Source organism: Iningainema tapete BLCC-T55, from assembly GCF_014698965.1.
Lineage (GTDB): Bacteria > Cyanobacteriota > Cyanobacteriia > Cyanobacteriales > Nostocaceae > Iningainema > Iningainema tapete.
In genome coordinates this window covers 354,203-370,062 of sequence record NZ_JACXAE010000086.1, presented here as the reverse complement: position 1 = coordinate 370,062, position 15,860 = coordinate 354,203, and the positions used below count along the sequence as shown (strand labels likewise).

Annotated in this window: 21 protein-coding genes; 8 read left to right on the top strand and 13 right to left on the bottom strand. The window is 40.6% G+C overall.

All coding sequences use genetic code 11. The features are described from left to right. Positions 1-27: 27 nt before the first annotated feature. The 3 genes from ICL16_RS29665 to ICL16_RS29655 all read right to left on the bottom strand — a co-directional run bounded on the left by ICL16_RS29665 (position 28) and on the right by ICL16_RS29655 (position 3,247). Positions 28-1,947 carry an NB-ARC domain-containing protein gene (locus ICL16_RS29665; RefSeq protein WP_238361007.1) on the bottom strand — a complete coding sequence of 640 codons (1,920 nt, stop codon included), beginning with the start codon at positions 1,945-1,947 and terminating at the stop codon, positions 28-30. Positions 1,948-2,171: 224 nt separating this feature from the next. Further along, positions 2,172-2,504 carry an AAA family ATPase gene (locus tag ICL16_RS29660; RefSeq protein WP_190835158.1) on the bottom strand — a complete coding sequence of 111 codons (333 nt, stop codon included), beginning with the start codon at positions 2,502-2,504 and terminating at the stop codon, positions 2,172-2,174. A gap of 158 nt (positions 2,505-2,662) precedes the next feature. After that, positions 2,663-3,247: a Uma2 family endonuclease gene (locus ICL16_RS29655; protein WP_190835157.1), complete on the bottom strand. Its 585-nt coding sequence runs from the start codon at positions 3,245-3,247 to the stop codon at positions 2,663-2,665. A gap of 90 nt (positions 3,248-3,337) precedes the next feature. Between ICL16_RS29655 and ICL16_RS29650 the strand changes: the two genes are divergently transcribed. Continuing rightward, positions 3,338-3,904, top strand: coding sequence for a Uma2 family endonuclease (locus tag ICL16_RS29650; protein ID WP_190835156.1), 567 nt, complete (start codon positions 3,338-3,340; stop codon positions 3,902-3,904). Between the two features lie 112 nt (positions 3,905-4,016). Here ICL16_RS29650 and ICL16_RS29645 read toward each other — a convergent pair whose 3' ends face one another. Next, positions 4,017-5,087: a coiled-coil domain-containing protein gene (locus ICL16_RS29645; RefSeq protein WP_190835155.1), complete on the bottom strand. Its 1,071-nt coding sequence runs from the start codon at positions 5,085-5,087 to the stop codon at positions 4,017-4,019. Between the two features lie 80 nt (positions 5,088-5,167). Further along, positions 5,168-6,148, bottom strand: a complete 981-nt coding sequence (locus ICL16_RS29640; RefSeq protein ID WP_190835154.1) for a coiled-coil domain-containing protein — start codon at positions 6,146-6,148, stop codon at positions 5,168-5,170. Between the two features lie 460 nt (positions 6,149-6,608). On the opposite strand from ICL16_RS29640, the gene isiD reads away from it, so the two are divergent. The 3 genes from isiD (at position 6,609) to ICL16_RS47455 (ending at position 8,378) form a co-directional block, all read left to right on the top strand. Further along, on the top strand, positions 6,609-6,821 hold the full coding sequence (gene isiD / locus ICL16_RS29635) for a protein IsiD (protein WP_190835153.1): 213 nt from the start codon (positions 6,609-6,611) through the stop codon (positions 6,819-6,821). After that, complete coding sequence (coaBC, locus tag ICL16_RS29630; protein WP_190835152.1) at positions 6,808-8,034, top strand: bifunctional phosphopantothenoylcysteine decarboxylase/phosphopantothenate--cysteine ligase CoaBC; 1,227 nt, start codon at positions 6,808-6,810, stop codon at positions 8,032-8,034. The genes isiD and coaBC overlap by 14 nt, the downstream gene beginning before the upstream one ends. A gap of 80 nt (positions 8,035-8,114) precedes the next feature. After that, positions 8,115-8,378: a DNA cytosine methyltransferase gene (locus ICL16_RS47455; RefSeq protein ID WP_190835151.1), complete on the top strand. Its 264-nt coding sequence runs from the start codon at positions 8,115-8,117 to the stop codon at positions 8,376-8,378. Positions 8,379-8,448: 70 nt separating this feature from the next. Here the strand turns inward: ICL16_RS47455 and ICL16_RS29620 are convergent, their stop codons facing one another. Then, positions 8,449-8,790 carry a XisI protein gene (locus ICL16_RS29620; protein ID WP_190835150.1) on the bottom strand — a complete coding sequence of 114 codons (342 nt, stop codon included), beginning with the start codon at positions 8,788-8,790 and terminating at the stop codon, positions 8,449-8,451. Next, a complete protein-coding gene (locus ICL16_RS46190) occupies positions 8,778-8,900 on the bottom strand; it encodes a PDDEXK family nuclease (protein ID WP_337907152.1) in 123 nt (40 codons plus the stop codon). Before ICL16_RS46190 ends, ICL16_RS29620 begins: the two co-directional genes overlap by 13 nt. Positions 8,901-9,043: 143 nt before the next feature. Between ICL16_RS46190 and ICL16_RS29610 the strand changes: the two genes are divergently transcribed. After that, positions 9,044-9,478: a PIN domain-containing protein gene (locus tag ICL16_RS29610; protein WP_190835149.1), complete on the top strand. Its 435-nt coding sequence runs from the start codon at positions 9,044-9,046 to the stop codon at positions 9,476-9,478. Positions 9,479-9,500: 22 nt separating this feature from the next. Further along, positions 9,501-9,719, top strand: coding sequence for a hypothetical protein (locus ICL16_RS29605; RefSeq protein ID WP_190835148.1), 219 nt, complete (start codon positions 9,501-9,503; stop codon positions 9,717-9,719). 205 nt (positions 9,720-9,924) lie between these two features. Here ICL16_RS29605 and ICL16_RS29600 read toward each other — a convergent pair whose 3' ends face one another. Together ICL16_RS29600 and ICL16_RS29595 are read right to left on the bottom strand one after the other, a co-directional pair. After that, positions 9,925-10,686 carry a hypothetical protein gene (locus ICL16_RS29600; RefSeq protein ID WP_238361006.1) on the bottom strand — a complete coding sequence of 254 codons (762 nt, stop codon included), beginning with the start codon at positions 10,684-10,686 and terminating at the stop codon, positions 9,925-9,927. A gap of 287 nt (positions 10,687-10,973) precedes the next feature. Further along, a complete protein-coding gene (locus tag ICL16_RS29595; protein ID WP_190835146.1) occupies positions 10,974-11,129 on the bottom strand; it encodes a hypothetical protein in 156 nt (51 codons plus the stop codon). 48 nt (positions 11,130-11,177) lie between these two features. Here ICL16_RS29595 and ICL16_RS29590 point away from each other — a divergent pair, with 48 nt between their 5' ends. Together ICL16_RS29590 and ICL16_RS29585 are read left to right on the top strand one after the other, a co-directional pair. Continuing rightward, positions 11,178-12,149, top strand: coding sequence for a sodium-dependent bicarbonate transport family permease (locus ICL16_RS29590; protein WP_190835145.1), 972 nt, complete (start codon positions 11,178-11,180; stop codon positions 12,147-12,149). Positions 12,150-12,153: 4 nt separating this feature from the next. Beyond that, the gene (locus ICL16_RS29585) at positions 12,154-12,465 is read left to right on the top strand and encodes a P-II family nitrogen regulator (protein WP_190835144.1); all 312 of its coding nucleotides are present in this window, start codon (positions 12,154-12,156) and stop codon (positions 12,463-12,465) included. A 147-nt stretch (positions 12,466-12,612) separates the two neighbouring features. Here the strand turns inward: ICL16_RS29585 and ICL16_RS29580 are convergent, their stop codons facing one another. From ICL16_RS29580 to ICL16_RS29565, 4 genes are all read right to left on the bottom strand, one after another. Further along, complete coding sequence (locus tag ICL16_RS29580; protein WP_190835143.1) at positions 12,613-13,299, bottom strand: PHP domain-containing protein; 687 nt, start codon at positions 13,297-13,299, stop codon at positions 12,613-12,615. 354 nt (positions 13,300-13,653) lie between these two features. Then, positions 13,654-14,682 carry a phosphoribosylformylglycinamidine cyclo-ligase gene (gene purM / locus ICL16_RS29575; RefSeq protein WP_190835142.1) on the bottom strand — a complete coding sequence of 343 codons (1,029 nt, stop codon included), beginning with the start codon at positions 14,680-14,682 and terminating at the stop codon, positions 13,654-13,656. A gap of 3 nt (positions 14,683-14,685) precedes the next feature. Continuing rightward, positions 14,686-14,892: a hypothetical protein gene (locus ICL16_RS29570; RefSeq protein WP_190835141.1), complete on the bottom strand. Its 207-nt coding sequence runs from the start codon at positions 14,890-14,892 to the stop codon at positions 14,686-14,688. 65 nt (positions 14,893-14,957) lie between these two features. Continuing rightward, a complete protein-coding gene (locus ICL16_RS29565) occupies positions 14,958-15,557 on the bottom strand; it encodes a superoxide dismutase (RefSeq protein WP_190835140.1) in 600 nt (199 codons plus the stop codon). Between the last annotated feature and the right edge of the window lie 303 nt (positions 15,558-15,860).

The window sequence follows — 15,860 nt, the reverse complement described above, 5'->3', positions numbered from 1 at the left end:
TGCCCGACTTAGCTCTCTAGGTCGTATTCACCCTGTTTCTACAGCTGTTTCATCCTCGTAATTTGGCAAAGGTATTGCTGCTAGCAAAGCATTAATATTAATGTTCTCCAACTTAGCCTGTAACCAGTGAAAATCACACAGCAGTTGTTGTAATTCCGTTTGCCTTCCGCCAGCATACAAGTGATAGGCTAAATTTTGCAAAATGTAGCCGTCATTTTCTAAACTATGCCAGCCTGAGGGGTATTTTTTGCTGTAAGCATTTAAGAGACGATTGTGTAAAAATTCTATGCCCTCACTTTCGGTTACTAAGGTGGTGTGCTGCTTTCTGACATAATCAAACTGCAAGTCATGCAACCGCAAATTTCCCACTTCATCTCGCAAAGCCAGAGATTTATTCACCAATTCGTCAATCACATCTTGGGTATCAAACTCATCTAACCCCAACGGTTGCCAAAAAGTCTGCAAGACTGCTTCTGGTATGGGTATATCTTCAGGAAAGACGGCAAAATCTAAATATCGCTGTTGGTAATTCTCATCTAAATCGTCCACACTCACCTGAATTGCCTTGAGTAAATTTGGATAAGGATAATCGGGAAACTGTTGTTTGATTTTCTCTAAATCAGCACTGTGCAGTTTTTCTAAAATATTCTGCCAGCGATTTAGCGGTTTCCCCCGCATCATCGCCCCCACCATCGCCAATGCTAAGGGCAAATATCCACATTCCCGCGCTACCATCTTAGCGACATCATTTTGCTTTGTGGAGTAAACGATCTCCGGTTGATTTGCCCAATCTGCCAAAAGTGCTAACGCCTGTTGTGCATCTAAAACCTCAAGCTGATATTCTTGCCCTCCTAACCCCGTAACTATCGCTGCATTACGGGTTGTAACTAACATTTGACAGTGTTCTCCTAACACATCAAACGCCGTTGCATCATTCAAACGCCAAATATCATCCAAAATCAGTAAGCAAGCTTTATCTGCAAACAACTCCCGCAACCGTGCTTTCGCCAATCCAATCTCGGTAAAAGCCGCTTGCTTATCGCCTAATGCCTGAGCAAGATAGGATTGCCAAGTTAAAATTTGGGGTGTTTGTCCAAATGTTACCCAAAACACCCCATCAGGAAACGCCTTTCTGACCTCCTCATCCCGCGCCAGCGCTGTAGCCAAGGCTGTTTTGCCGATTCCGCCCATTCCTTGCACACCCACACGGCGACTTTTCCCTGTAATCCCCACAGGTTGTTTTGTTGATAAAAATACTTTGTGTTTTAAGGGTGCAAGTTCTTCAGGACGGGGTAAAAAGTGCGGTGGTAATTCTGGGACATTGGTAAGATTGCCTAAAGGTAGGTGATGGGGAGTTAAATTGTTTTTTTTAAGTTCAGGAATCGACACGCCAGACACACCAGCTAACACAATCGCATTCCGAGCAATATTAAAAGCAAACTCTACAGGCGAACCAGAATCATATTCGGGATTGTAAGCTCCAAGTGCATCGTAAAATCCCACAACAAATTCAATCGCCGCTTTGTCTTCGATTTGATCGTTCATGCCAATCACATAATTAATATGTTGGGCGATCGCTTCTGCTTGGACTTGGGAGTAGCAAGCATTCAACAGCACACATTCTACTTGATGAGAAAACTGTCCAAAAAGTCCTGCTAATGCTTCTCCCGTAACTAGTTGTTCAAATCCGGTTTCATCTTCAAAAGCTAATCCTTGTACTCCTGCACCATGCCCAGAAAAGTGGATAATATTTGGTCGATAATCCAAAATAGCGCGGCGAATATCCCTTGGACGTACTGCCAAATCATACCGCAGATCAAAATTTTCCCGATTTTGCGCCCTTTGCAAACCGAACTTAATATCACGCAATTCTTCATCAAGCCGCAAACGCACTGTCTGCTTAGGATTTGCCGCCAAAATCAAAATTTTTTGGGGTTTGATGGTCATTGCCGACATTGGGAGTAGCTATTTTTAAGTATACACAGAATTTCTCGTGTAGCACGCTGATTTTCAAGAATGGCTAAGTGGATTGGCGTTAAAACAAATTGAAGTTTACCGTCGCCAGAATGCTCAACTTGTACTGATAGTAACATTGTTAGCTTTTGATGAGATTACTTCACCTGTATTACCTGGATTTAGTTGTCCGATTCAGCGCTTTTTTTAATTAATTTTTACAAATGTCGTAAAAAAGATTGGGGATTATTTAAAAAAGCCTTTGTCAAAGAAACGTGTTCAAGTTCATCATAGGCTACTTCTTTTGGAGGATTGGTATCAAAACTGAGGATTGTTGCTTCTGGAAAAGCCATGATAATTGGAGAGTGGGTAGCAATTATAAATTGACTATCCTGATTTACCATATCTTTTAGTAGAGACAAAAATGATAATTGACGCAGAGGCGAAAGTGGTGCTTCAGGTTCATCAAGCAGATATAACCCACCAAGAACAAAGCGTGATTGAAAAAGTTTAAGAAAGCTTTCTCCATGAGAGTTAGCAATTCTCTCCAACCAAGAATGTTACAGGATGATGGAATTGAACTTCTTTGAAAGCTTTGATTAAAGGAAGATTGAATGGGAAAGAGTAAATCTTTTCAGCTTGTTGTTTTTTTGCGATCGCTCTCAAATGAATCATGGATTAAAATAGCTAAAAGCAGCCTATCTATTAATTATGACTCCAAACCAGGAAAAACTCGATTTAATTCCAGAGATATATTAGGAAAATTGGGAAGTGTCACAGATTCATGTCGCAGTGCAATCTGCCTAGTACGATAGCCAAACTTTCCTTGAGCATCTTGGTAAGGTTGACTGTATCGTTCTAATTGATTTGCTACTAAATTAATAATCCAGTAGTCACTAATTCCATCTTCAGCGTAAAGAGCTAGTTTTGTATTTTGGTCATAGTCAAGGGTGGAGTCTGAAACTTCAATAACTAAGAGAATATCTTCTAGTAGAGGATGATTCGACAAGTAATCATCAGCTTGACCGCGCGCAATTATAACATCTGGCTCTGGCTCACTATCACTTGGTAATATTATCGGCTCTTGCCCACGCACAACGGCTCTATCTCCCACTAACGTATCTAATTCTCGAAATAACTTCGTATTACATACCGAATGTCGTGTGCCTTTTGCTGCCATTTGCATTAACTCTCCCCGAATCAACTCCACTCTGTCATCCTCACATAGGAATCCTAGTTCAATGAGGCGATGATATTCAGCCAGGGTGAAGCGTTTAGGAGTGATAACAGTCATGGATTAGGCATTTTGAGGAGATAATCTTAATTATGCCACAGCTTAGTCAATTTTGGTACATTGGAAGAACAGACTCAAAGGATGCCTAATATGAGCCAGACTACAACTAACCAGGTACGCTGGACAACTGCTGACCTAGAGCTTTTTCCCGATAATGGCAATCGCTATGAGATTGTAGACGGAGAACTATTTGTGACACGCGCACCACATTGGGAACATCAAGAAGTTACTGATAACATATGTACAGAGTTGAAATTATGGTCTCGCCAGACAGGTTTAGGAAAGCCCGTAAGTAGCGCAGGCATTATTTTCACCGATGCTGATAATGTCATCCCGGATGTGGTGTGGATCAGTAATGAAAGATTAGCATCTGTGCTGGATGATGCAGGACATTTAACTGCTGCACCAGAGTTGGTGGTTGAGGTACTTTCTCCTGGTGAAGCCAACGAACGACGCGACAAACAAGTTAAACTGAAGTTGTACGCAAACCAAGGTGTACGAGAATACTGGATTGTCGATAAGCAATTACAGCAAATTCAAGTTTATCGTAGAGAACAAGCTACATTGGTGCTAATGGCAACATTACAGATTGGTGACGAACTAACTTCATCGCTACTACCAGGTTTTTCTTGCTCTGTTAGTCGTTTATTCAGTTAGTGCATCAAGTGCTGGTATGGCAGTGTTGTTATAACAAGAGGCAGAGCCTCAAACTAGGCATTACCAGGCAGAGCCTGGTAACGAGGCGACGAGGCGATCCCTAAAAGCGGTACTATTTATTTTTTACCTGACTTTTAGCTTGTTCTAATGCTATTTCTTTAACTGCCTGGTATGAATTTGCATTTGCAGATCCTTCAATAGCTTTAACTGCCAAATCCTGAACTTGTTTTAGCGCAGATTCAAGTTGTTTGGAGAGATTTTGAATTCGCGTTTCTTGATTAGCGATCGTTTGTTCGAGAGATTGTAATCTCTGTTCATAAAAACGCTTTTGCCCTTCCACATCTTTAGCAAATAAATCTGATTTTACCTTAGCTTGATAGTGGGCAATACCTCTACCTTCTTCTGTAGCCTTCTTGATTGCCGCTTCTTTTTCTTTAGGAAATGCCTCTACTTTCGCTTTCAACTCGGCAAATTGTTGTTCTTGCTCAGAAATTGCTTTTTCTCGTTCCGCCCATTGTTTTTCGATTGTTTGTCTAAATTCTTCTAATTGTTTGTATAACTCTTTTTCTCGCTGCTCGTATTCTTCTGATTCTAATTGACGCCGTAGTTCTAAATCATACTTGTACTCGGTAGCGTTGCGATCGCGAGTTTTATTCAAAGTTTCATTGCGTTCTTTGATAACTTGTCTATGTTCATCTTGCTCTTTTTCCCAGCTAGATATTTGCTGTTTTATTTCTTGTGATAACGTTTCATAACGCTGATTATACTCCTCCTGATAAGCCTTGTAATTACCTTCATAAGTTTCAATTAAACTATCTAATGTTTCTTGAGACACTTCTAAATTGTGTAACTCTTTTAACGCTTTAAGCTCATTTTTTACAGCTTGGCTAATTTCTTCTAACTGAGATGCTCTTGTCGTTAATTTCTCTGATAATTCACTAGCTGCACTACCAAATCCAAATTGAATCTTTTTCAAATTCTCAATAATAAAATTCATCTTCTGCTGCACAGTTTGAGGTTGATTCATATTTGTAGTTGGTGCTAATGGTTTGACTACAGAATTATTTTCTTTGCTGATTTGATCAATTTGTGATTTCAGTGCAGTTTTTTCTTTAGCTAACTCTTCGTATGCTTGCAGAATTTCTGCTTTAGTACTCTTTTCATTTAGTTTTTTTGCAGCCATGACAAACCTCCTGTAAATAATTGGGGAATTGCTAATTGCTAATTGCTAATTATTAAGAGCTATTATCTATTAAGAATTAACTATTTAGGAGAACCATTAAAAGCTCTCAGAGCCAAATCTTGTGCTTGTTTCAACGCAGTTTGTAATTGAGTAGAAATACCTTCTATTTGTTCTAGTTGTTTTTTGATATTTTCTTCCAAAGACTGGATTTTAATTTCGTAACTTTGTTTCATAGACTCCCAATCTTTTTCTGCTAAATCAGCCTCAATTTTTGCCTTTTGGCTCGTCTCCTTAATTGCTTCTTCTCTTGCTTTTTTAATTGCTTCTTCAATTTCGTTCGTAAATCCTAATACTTTCTTTTGATACTCTTGAAGTAAAGGTTGCTGTTGGGTAATAATTTTCTCCCGCTCTACCCAAGTTTTTTCTTTAGTTTGTGTCGATTCTTGTAGTTCTCTTTCTAAGGTACGTTTTTTTGAATCATAAGTATTGGTATTAATTTTTCGAGAATTTTCTAACTTATATTGATATTCTTCTTCTTCTCGCTGGCGTTTTTTTGCTAATTCTTCATCATACAACTTTACTGCGGTTTCATACTCTAATTGTTCTTGTTGCCAATCTTTACGTTTAAGCGCAATTTCTTTCTCCAGAGTTTCTCGCTTACTTGCAGTATCTTGTTCTAGCGTTTTTAACTTTTCTTGGTGTTCTTGAGTGACAATATCTAATGTATCCGCTACTATTCTAATTTTTTGAAGTTCTTGTAAATTCTGCTGCTCAATTTCTATTGCTCGGTTTAGTTCGTCTAACTTAGAATTTTCCTGAGCTAACTTTTCAGATAGTGAATTGACAATACCGCCAAACTCCAGTTGTAAATCAGCTACTCCTTTCAAAATGCTATCAACAGTATATGTGGAAGCTGTTTCTAAAATTTGTTGACTTTTTGCTTTCTCTGCTTCCTCTTGTTTAGTTGCTATTTTGGATTCTAATTTTTTCTTATCAATGAGAATTTGTTGGAACGCTTGCATTAGTTGTTGTTTGCTATCTTTCAATGCAGATGTAGTCATCTTTCAACTCCTGTAAATACACAATTGATTTTTGAGTAGCAAATTCTACAAGTTAATCTGTAATGAATACAGATTAACTTTGACATCGTGTTGTTAGTGAGAGTGGGAATACTGAAATGGTTAGCTAGGCTAAATACCCCTTGTTAAAATCAGGTTTTTGCCTTTAATAGTATTTATGTACTATAAGTATAATCAGCCATATCTACTCTTGTCAAGCAGAGATACAAAATTTTTGGCATGGCGGAATTTGGGTAGGTAGTAAAATCAGACTGCAAATGCTAGAGTTGTTACGGAATTTTTGAGTGAATATGTTGTCGAGTCTGGGTTACAGAATTTTTACAAATTCCGGTAAAAATCCGGAAAATTTTCACGAAATCATTGCGCTGTAGTGAGTAAGATATATTGGGTGGGTGCAAAAAGCGCATCATCCTTGCGGCAGCATAAGGGAGGGGCAACGATAATGAAAACTCTAAGCATTTCTCACAAAGAAATTGCCACAATGACTTCTCAAGAAGTAGAAGTATTGGCTACACGTTTGGAGCAGGATAATTACGGTAATGCTTTTGAGGGTTTGAATGATTGGCATTTACTCAGAGCGATCGCTTTTCAACGCCCTGAGTTAGTTGAACCATACATACACCTGTTAGATCTCGAACCTTATGACGAAGCGTAGGGTTATAATTGGTGTGGGCGGCGGTATCGCCGCCTATAAAGTTTGCAGTGTCGTTTCTACACTATTTAAAACTGGGGTAGAGGTGCGAGTAATTCTCACTAATTCGGCACAAGAATTTATCACACCTCTAACTTTAGCAACCCTGTCTCGCCATCAAGCCTATACAGACGAAAGTTTCTGGCAACCAACGTCTCGTCCACTACATATAGAATTGGGTGAATGGGTAGAGGTATTTTTAATTGCACCTTTGACAGCTAACACGTTAGCGAAGTTGGCTCACGGTATGGCTGACAATTTGCTCACGAATACTGTATTAGCATCTTCTTGCCCTGTACTGTTAGCACCTGCGATGAATACTGATATGTGGGAACAAGTCGCGGTGCAGCGAAATTGGCGTCAACTATTGACAGATAGTCGATTTCATGGTATGGAAACAGCATCAGGGTTATTGGCGTGCGATCGCGTTGGTGCAGGCAGAATGGCAGAGCCAGAAGACATCATTACTCATATCCAATCATTATTACACACCGCAGGTAAAAGAGATTTAGCAGGAAAACGTGTGTTAATCAGTGCGGGAGGAACGCGAGAGTATCTTGACCCAGTACGGTTTATTGGTAATCCTTCCACAGGTAAAATGGGTTTAGCTTTAGCACAAGCAGCACTCCACAGAGGTGCAAGTGTTACCTTAGTGCATGGTCCGGCAAGTTGGAATGTACCTTTGGGTATACAAGCAGTTCCCGTGGTTAGTGCTGAGTCTATGCGATCAGCAATGCTACAGTATTTAGCAGCTGCTGATATTATATTGATGGCAGCGGCAGTGGCAGATGTTAAGCCACGAGAATATAGTCAGGAAAAATTAGCAAAGCGCCAACTTCCAGAAGCTTTACCTCTAGAACCTGTACCAGATATAGTAGCTCAATTGGCAACAAACAAGCGATCGCATCAAATTTTAATTGGTTTCGCCGCCCAGACAGGAGATATTATCACACCAGCCCTAGAGAAATTGCACAGCAAAAACTTAGATGCTATTGTTGCTAACCCCATAGACGAACCAGATAGCGGTTTCGGCAGCGATAACAACAAAGCCATCTTAATCGATAAGCAAGGAAAACGCTTAGAAATTCCCCCCTGCTCCAAACTACAAATGGCACATCACATCTTTGACTCCCTCGCCCCCCTCGTTCCCACGCTATTCGTGGGAATGCCATCCTAAGGCTCTGCCTTCAACCCTTTCAGCCCTTCAGCTCATGAAATGCACCGGAGCAAAATGGTAAAATCGGTGGCGTTTATGAAATGCTTCAAACCCAGCTGCAAGAACTCGGTTACGAGCTAAAGATGAAGGTGATCCGGGCGGTAGAATACGGTGTACCACAGATGCGCGAAAGGGTTTTTATAGTCGCCCTAAATAAGGGGATTGACTTTCAGTTCCCGGATGCAACACACGGCGATCCCTTGAAGCCCGCCCTCTCTATGTGTCCATTACCACCATACATAACTGTCGGAGAGGTACTTAAGGGACTTGGCCCAAAACTGCTCCGAACAAGATTGAACTTTTAAAAGCGATTTTGCGCCGAAAATTGGATGCGATCGTTCATTTATAAGCGATGAGACATCACCCAACAACCGCTTAGCAGTAGCAAACGAGCGTCAAAGCCCGTTCTGTTGGCGGATAAAAAGCTAAGACAATATCACTAGTCCCAATACCTGCTTTCACTAGTTCCGTTGCAATTCCTTCTTCTGTCCAGTCCTCTTCTATCCAAACTTTTTCATTTTTGATTCGGACGTGAATATTAATACCTTTAATTCGCTTTTTCCCTTGCCATCCCATATGCAACCAAAGATATTGGTCATTATCTTCATCAAATACCAAGCTGTTTTCATGGTCTTCCTTTGAGGAACCAGAAGCCCAGTTATGATACTCAGTTAGTATCTTTTTAATTAAAATACGATAATTACTTAGTCTATCCATTGAATAATTTCCTCTCTCTCCATATCAACTACTATTAACCTTAATTGACATAACGCAATTTCAAAATCACGCATTGGTGAGGGACTGAGAAAACTTTTAATTTCAACAATTATTACTCGTCCGTCCTAAATAAAGGTAGCGTGTGTAAGTATGGGTTGAAATTATGTCAATCAATGCGATCGCTCAAGAGTAAAGGTAAACTTACTATTATGATCTAAAGTCATAGTCGTTATGGCAGTTATTAGGTAAATCAGTGAAAGTATATTTAGATACTAGCGCCCTTAATCGGATTTTTGATGATCAGTTGCAAGCACGAATCTATCTGGAAGCAACCTCAATGCAGCTCATTTTTTTATTAATCGAACATGGGGCTGTGGAACTAATTTCATCAGACGCACTGGTGTTTGAAACACAGAGAAACCCTTATAATAACCGCCAAAACTTTGTCCAGCAAGTTTTGCAAAAAGCGAACTACTTTCAGAAAATTGACCATACTGTGACAACCGCAGCCCAATACATTGAGATTCACGATAAAATCAAAGGTGTAGACTCGCTACATCTAGCCTGTGCTGAAGTGGCTGGGGCAGACTGCTTTGTTACCTGTGACGACCGAATGATTAAGAGGTACATCGGCACGGTTGAGATTAAAACTCCGACTGAATTAGCTGTAGCTTTAACTAACGAATAAAAATCAGGAGCCTTAGATAACCATGACCATAGTATCTGTACCTAAAAGCGATGATATTAGATGTGAGGCAATTCAAGCGTTGGTTGAACGTTTGGGAATTGGTAAGGCTGCCTTCTTTATCCGAGAAACGATGTCGCAGCCTGTAGATTATCTCAAGGTGAAAGAGCAACTTTTTGGGAATATGACGGTTGCGGACATTTGCAGTGAAATTCAACGCAATCAGCAAAGCTCAGGATCGTAACTGCATTGGTTGCTGAGGTAATATCAAAAATTTGACAAAATCCCTAATTTAGCTTTTAACTTGCATGGCAAGATGGAGGGTTAAACAAGGGATTATGGGGTTTGGCAGTTGCTGCTTGAGCCACCAGAACTACGTCACCGTTGGCATCCACTACCCACCCTTGTGCTTCTACAATTTCAGTATTGGCATTGACAGAATCTGTTTTCTATGCATAATCTCCTGTGTTCCTTTGTTTCTTAGTAGCTCTCCTATTCTCTCGGTGTTGTGCTTCTCGGCGAGTAAGTGTGACGAAATCTACTTGCACTGCATCAGGTGTCAACATATCATAGGGACTGGGTGGTATTCCACTACGTCCAGTTACAACAAAACTGCTTCGATTTTGACTTGGACGCACTTGACAGCTTTGGTCTAGTTTTTGTTCAACTGGTTCGGCTGGCAAGGTATTTGGTCTTTCAGGAATATCTAATACTATAGAGACGTTAATCCCAAACTCTGAACTGGCATTGATGTCACTTTTTGAAGTCGGTTGTGTATTATACTGAAAACCTAAAATACCTTGAACCTTGATAGACACTCCACCACCGCTACCAGTGAAAGCATTCGCACTAATGTCGTTATCTTCAGTAGCAACACCAACGAGGAAGGCGTAAGGGGCATTGATAAAAATGTTGCCGTTGTCTCCACCAGCCTGTGCAGTACCTGCGGTGGTAGTAATATTACTACCACGACGCATTAGTAATAACTCAGCAACATTTAGGTAGATGTTACCGCCATCGCTTGAGGGAGTTTCGGCTGTAATCTTGCCGTTGTTAAGCCGCACGAAGTTAGCGGTGATGCTGAGATTGCCTGCTGCCCCAATTCCTGTGCTGCTAACCTCTGCTTGTGCACCATCAGAAATACTCAGCGAACACAAGCTGGCAATCCTCAGTCTTTTGAGCTTTCCCCAACGAGTACTTCTCCTAGACATTGCACCCCCAAGCGTTGCAGCAGTTCCTACCTTCTGGTGATGTTGCACCACTAGTGTGGCTGAGCGTGATGGTTAAAGTCACCCCTGCCCAATTTTCAGTCTTTGACGCAAATTTTATGCAATGCCCACCATTTCTTTACAAAACTTAATAGTATATAATTTGATTACAAATATTTGCTTACATAAAGGTTATGTAGTAAGCGATCGCTCAACAGCACTTTTAATTCAAAGGCTACATTACTTTATGTGGGAGGCATAAATGCGTTATGAAAATTATTTATAGCTATTTAGTGGCTGAATTGCCCTAAAGTGGTTTTATGCAAGCTGCGATTGGGCTGAAGCCCACTGCGCTTTATGCCATCGGCAATGCCTGTGCGCTCCGCGCCATCGGCAATGCCTGTGCGCTCCGCGCCATCGCTCATTAATTGCATTATTCTAGTCATGATGAAAACTTTTTTCCAATTCCTTGCTTTTCAGGATGGGAAGTAGATATGAATGCAAATCTAATCGTCTCGAATATTCTCAACCCTCCTGTCTTGTTCTTCTTTTTGGGGATGATAGCGGTTTTTGTCAAGTCGGATCTGGAAATTCCCGCTCCCTTTCCGAAACTGTTATCCCTTTACCTACTATTTTCTATTGGATTTAAGGGCGGGGTGGAGCTAATCAAAAGTGGAGTTACCCAGGAAGTAGTTTTCACACTGTTAGCAGCCATATTAATGGCTTGTGTTGTTCCTGTTTATACCTTCTTTATTCTCAATCTCAAGCTAGATACTTATGATGCAGCAGCGATCGCCGCAACTTATGGCTCCATTAGTGCCGTAACTTTCATCACAGCTGGAGCGTTTCTCTCTGAACTAGGAATTCATTACGACGGTTACATGGTAGCAGCACTAGCGCTGATGGAATCTCCAGCAATTATCGTCGGATTGATTCTCGTCAATTTATTTACAGATAAAAAAGGAGAACAAGATTTTTCTTGGCCAGAAGTTTTACAAGAAGCGTTTCTCAACAGCTCTGTCTTTTTGTTAGTAGGTAGCTTAGGAATTGGAGTTCTCACTGGAGAACATGGTTGGCAAGTTTTAGAACCCTTCACACAAGGATTGTTCTATGGTTTACTCACATTCTTTTTACTTGACATGGGATTAGTTGCCGCCAGAAGAATTAAAGACTTACAAAAAACAGGCACTTTCCTCATATCTTTTGCAATACTCATCCCCATACTCAATGCCACTATTGGACTACTGATTGCAAAATTTATCGGTATGCCCCAAGGAAACGCCCTGTTATTTGCTGTGTTATGCGCTAGTGCTTCTTATATCGCCGTTCCTGCTGCCATGCGCTTAACAGTTCCAGAGGCAAATCCGAGTTTATATGTATCTACTGCTTTAGCTGTAACGTTTCCCTTCAATATTATTGTCGGAATTCCTTTGTATCTGTACGGTATTAATATACTGTGGAGATAAAATTATGCATACAGTTAAAAGAATAGAAGTGATCGCTAATTCCTTCGAGTTGGGAAAAATTCTTGACGGTTTAAAACAAGGAGATGTAACTGGATACTTAGTAATCCGCAATGTTGCTGGACAAGGTTTAGGTGATAATACTGAAGATTTAAACATGACTATGTTAGATAATGTCTACGTAGTCGCCTTTTGTACTCCAGAAAAAATCAAAAAAGCAGTGGAAATTATTAGACCGATCCTCAACAAATTTGGTGGCACATGTTACGTCTCAGATGCGATGGAAATTCGCTCCCTTCGGTGCGTTGCGTCACTTTAAGTTAAACTTTTATGCCCCGATGATGAATAATAGAAGTTTGTAGTCAGCGCTCTTTGCGCTTCAAACCATTGCCCTGAGCGCTCAAACGCTCACTACGAACGTAAGCGTGTTTTTGATGTTTAATTTCACCTACTTACTTATTCATCTCTAGATCCGCTGTAGCAAGCTTAAACCGTGGGAATCAGTGCCACAGGTATTATATAGACCATATTCACCTGCTAGCATTTGCACTTGTTTTGATTCTAAAACACTAGGTTTCCAAGGATTTGGGTTGTTGTAGGCATAGAAAGTTTCGACGCCATCAATACCAGCTGTAGCAGCTGCGGGAATTAACTCGAAGTGCGAACGCCGATAACGAGCCGGGTGAGCCAATACCGCCAATCCCCCTGCTTGGTGAATAGCACCAATCACATTTGTAACTTGATAATCTTCGCCTGTAGTAGCTTTTCTTTTGATGTATGGTTCCATACTAGGGTGTTCGGGAGTGAAACCATAACCCAAAATGTGAACTTCCACATTTAAAAGATTGGCATTAATTTCCACACCACTCCATAGGTGAGGAACGTTTGCGCTAGGGTTCTTCCATTTCCAGTCTTCCAACCAGTTTTGCGCTACTTTGTAACCATCTATACAATGATGATCAGTAATGGCAAATCCTTTCAAACCAATGGTAATTGCCTGCTCCATCAATACACTAGGCTGCAACCTACCATCGGAGAAGACAGTGTGCATGTGAAAATTAAAAGATTTTGGACAACTTTGTGCATCAATGCTCTGGAATACCTGCTTCAGAACTTCAACTGAAGTACAAGTCCGAGCGAAATTTACTGTCATAATTCCCCCTTGAACAAACATACGTTGTTTTTAACACTCGAACAATCGACATCAATAGCCCAGAGGTAGGGGCGAAGGTTGTTTGTTCGCCCTATTGCAGCCAAATAGCATAATTCTGAGCATACATGGCAAAATTTTTCAATATGTTAAGACTACGTTAGCAAATTTAACCAATAACGATCATGAGTATTTTCAATTGCTTCTATTAACAAAAGTAAGAATAATGGCAGCAGAACACGTTATAAACACGTATATGCAAATACCACAGATAATCATTTAATTTAGAAAAGACGAACAACTGTTCGCCCCGATAAAAACAAAAATCAAGCTATAATATTGTATAAATAGTATCTTTCAAAATGGTAATCCTACCAATTCACCCGTACCAGTAATTACCTCACCAATGATATAAGCTGTAATATTTTGTGATTCAAAATGAGAAATAGTATGCTGTGCTTGATGTGCAGGTACTAACAGTACGTATCCAATACCCATATTAAAAGTATTATACATAGCTTGGGGATCAACGTCTCCAACAGAAGCAAGCCACTGAAACACAGAAGGGATCGACCAACTATTGGGATCAATTGCGATCGCTTGCCCTTGTCCTAAACATCTAGGTAAATTCTCAGGTAAGCCACCACCGGTAATATGAGCCATCCCATGAATTTCTAAACCTGCTTGACGCGCCGCCAAAACTGGTTTTACATAGATCTGTGTAGGTGTGAGGAAAATTTCTCCTATAGTTTGACCGTTAAATACTTCTGGCTTGTCACTCCAAGAAAATCCTCTCTCGCTGACAATCTTCCTGACTAGGCTAAAACCATTACTATGAACACCAGAGCTAGAAAGAGCTAGAGCTACATCCCCCTGCTGCACAAAAGTTCCATCCAACAACAAACTTTTCTCGACAATACCCACACAAAAACCTGCCAAATCGTACTCACCTGCCGAGTAGAAACCAGGCATCTCAGCGGTTTCCCCTCCAAGTAAAGCACAACCCGCCTGCTTACACCCAGAAGCAATCCCAGCAACCACCTGAGTTAATTGTTCTTTTTCTAATTTACCAGTAGCTAAATAATCCAAAAAAAACAGTGGCTCTGCCCCAGATGTCAATACATCATTCACACACATTGCCACTAAATCAATCCCTACAGTATCATGACGGTTGAGAGCTTGAGCAATTTTGAGCTTTGTCCCCACACCATCAGTACCCGAAACCAAAACTGGTTGTTGATAACCACTTGGTAATTCAAAGCAGCCACTGAAGCCACCTAAACCACCAATTACTTCCGTTCTAAAGGTGCTGTGAACTAAATTACGTATTTGATTAACAAATGCTCTACCTGCTTCAACATCAACTCCAGCCTCTCGGTAATCCATAACCTAAAACACCTCATCTTCAATCCCGCGCCACCATTCCCCCAAATTCATTAAATCTTGGTGGATGTCTTCTAACTCTTGAGCATATTCATTGTCTGATATTGTGGCGCGACGTTCTTGAAGTTTTTTCAGGCGCAATTGTACTAATAGCCAAGGTTTAGTAATGCTATTAGTTGCCTCAAGGTATTGTGCTAATTGTTTGCTATCCATATGTAAATTTTGGATTGGCTGTACATAGTAGGGGGGCACGGCAATGCCGTGCCCCTACTGCTTATTTAGCGAAGCGCGTACTGTTGAGCAACAAAATCCCAATTAACCAAACTATCTAAGAAAGTTTGTAGATAATCAGGACGACGATTTTGGTAATCTAGATAGTAGGCATGTTCCCACACATCAGCAGTTACCAAAGGAGTTTGACCACTAGTCATTGGATTAGCGGCGTTTGGTGTTTTAACAACTTTCAACTCACCTTGTTCCAATACTAGCCAAGCGTAGCCACTGCCGAATTGAGTTGCACCAGCATCTTTAAACTGTTTTTTGAACTCATCAAAGCTACCAAAAGAGCTATTGATTTTTTCGGCTAACTCTCCACTAGGGCTACCGCCACCGTTTTTCTTCATACCATTCCAGTAGAAAGTATGATTCCATACCTGAGCGGCATTGTTGAAGATACCTGCTTTAGAAGAGTCATTGGCAGTTTCCTTAATTACTTCTTCCAGTGACTTATCAGCAAGTGGTGTGTCTTTGGTAAGGTTATTGAGGTTAGTGACGTAACCAGCGTGGTGCTTGTCATGATGGAACTCTAGGGTTTTAGCCGAGATGTGCGGCTCTAGGTCTTTATAGTCGTATGGTAGTGGGGGAAGTTCAAATGCCATTGTGTCAAATCCTCTCTTTACCGTTTTCCATGCTTACGTGCCGTAGCGCGTCTCTACACTGGAAAATAAAACTTAACACTCTGATTTTACTGGTAAATCTTGCACTTAAAGCGGATGGAGCATAAAAAAGGAGTTTTATCCGTTCCTGCGGCTCATGTTCACAGGAAGCTTGCAAAAAGTAGCAAAATCCTGTAATATAGGAAAGCCAAATAAGAAGGGTGCAAGTAAACTACCTTATTGAATAGTAAGGGAGAAAACACTTGTTGTGCAAAAGCAATCTATTAGATACAAATGGAGGTAATA

Excerpts from the sequence above, each read along its gene's own strand:
- ICL16_RS29655 (WP_190835157.1), bottom strand. The coding sequence starts at position 3,247 with ATGACTGTTATCACTCCTAAACGCTTCACCCTGGCTGAATATCATCGC.
- ICL16_RS29650 (WP_190835156.1), top strand. The coding sequence starts at position 3,338 with ATGAGCCAGACTACAACTAACCAGGTACGCTGGACAACTGCTGACCTA.
- ICL16_RS29645 (WP_190835155.1), bottom strand. The coding sequence starts at position 5,087 with ATGGCTGCAAAAAAACTAAATGAAAAGAGTACTAAAGCAGAAATTCTG.
- coaBC (WP_190835152.1), top strand. The coding sequence starts at position 6,808 with ATGACGAAGCGTAGGGTTATAATTGGTGTGGGCGGCGGTATCGCCGCC.
- ICL16_RS29605 (WP_190835148.1), top strand. The coding sequence starts at position 9,501 with ATGACCATAGTATCTGTACCTAAAAGCGATGATATTAGATGTGAGGCA.
- ICL16_RS29640 (WP_190835154.1), bottom strand. The coding sequence starts at position 6,148 with ATGACTACATCTGCATTGAAAGATAGCAAACAACAACTAATGCAAGCG.
- ICL16_RS29600 (WP_238361006.1), bottom strand. The coding sequence starts at position 10,686 with ATGTCTAGGAGAAGTACTCGTTGGGGAAAGCTCAAAAGACTGAGGATT.
- ICL16_RS29585 (WP_190835144.1), top strand. The coding sequence starts at position 12,154 with ATGCATACAGTTAAAAGAATAGAAGTGATCGCTAATTCCTTCGAGTTG.
- ICL16_RS29595 (WP_190835146.1), bottom strand. The coding sequence starts at position 11,129 with ATGACTAGAATAATGCAATTAATGAGCGATGGCGCGGAGCGCACAGGC.
- purM (WP_190835142.1), bottom strand. The coding sequence starts at position 14,682 with ATGGATTACCGAGAGGCTGGAGTTGATGTTGAAGCAGGTAGAGCATTT.
- isiD (WP_190835153.1), top strand. The coding sequence starts at position 6,609 with ATGAAAACTCTAAGCATTTCTCACAAAGAAATTGCCACAATGACTTCT.
- ICL16_RS29580 (WP_190835143.1), bottom strand. The coding sequence starts at position 13,299 with ATGACAGTAAATTTCGCTCGGACTTGTACTTCAGTTGAAGTTCTGAAG.
- ICL16_RS29570 (WP_190835141.1), bottom strand. The coding sequence starts at position 14,892 with ATGGATAGCAAACAATTAGCACAATACCTTGAGGCAACTAATAGCATT.
- ICL16_RS29565 (WP_190835140.1), bottom strand. The coding sequence starts at position 15,557 with ATGGCATTTGAACTTCCCCCACTACCATACGACTATAAAGACCTAGAG.
- ICL16_RS29590 (WP_190835145.1), top strand. The coding sequence starts at position 11,178 with ATGAATGCAAATCTAATCGTCTCGAATATTCTCAACCCTCCTGTCTTG.
- ICL16_RS29665 (WP_238361007.1), bottom strand. The coding sequence starts at position 1,947 with ATGACCATCAAACCCCAAAAAATTTTGATTTTGGCGGCAAATCCTAAG.
- ICL16_RS29620 (WP_190835150.1), bottom strand. The coding sequence starts at position 8,790 with ATGGATAGACTAAGTAATTATCGTATTTTAATTAAAAAGATACTAACT.
- ICL16_RS47455 (WP_190835151.1), top strand. The coding sequence starts at position 8,115 with ATGCTTCAAACCCAGCTGCAAGAACTCGGTTACGAGCTAAAGATGAAG.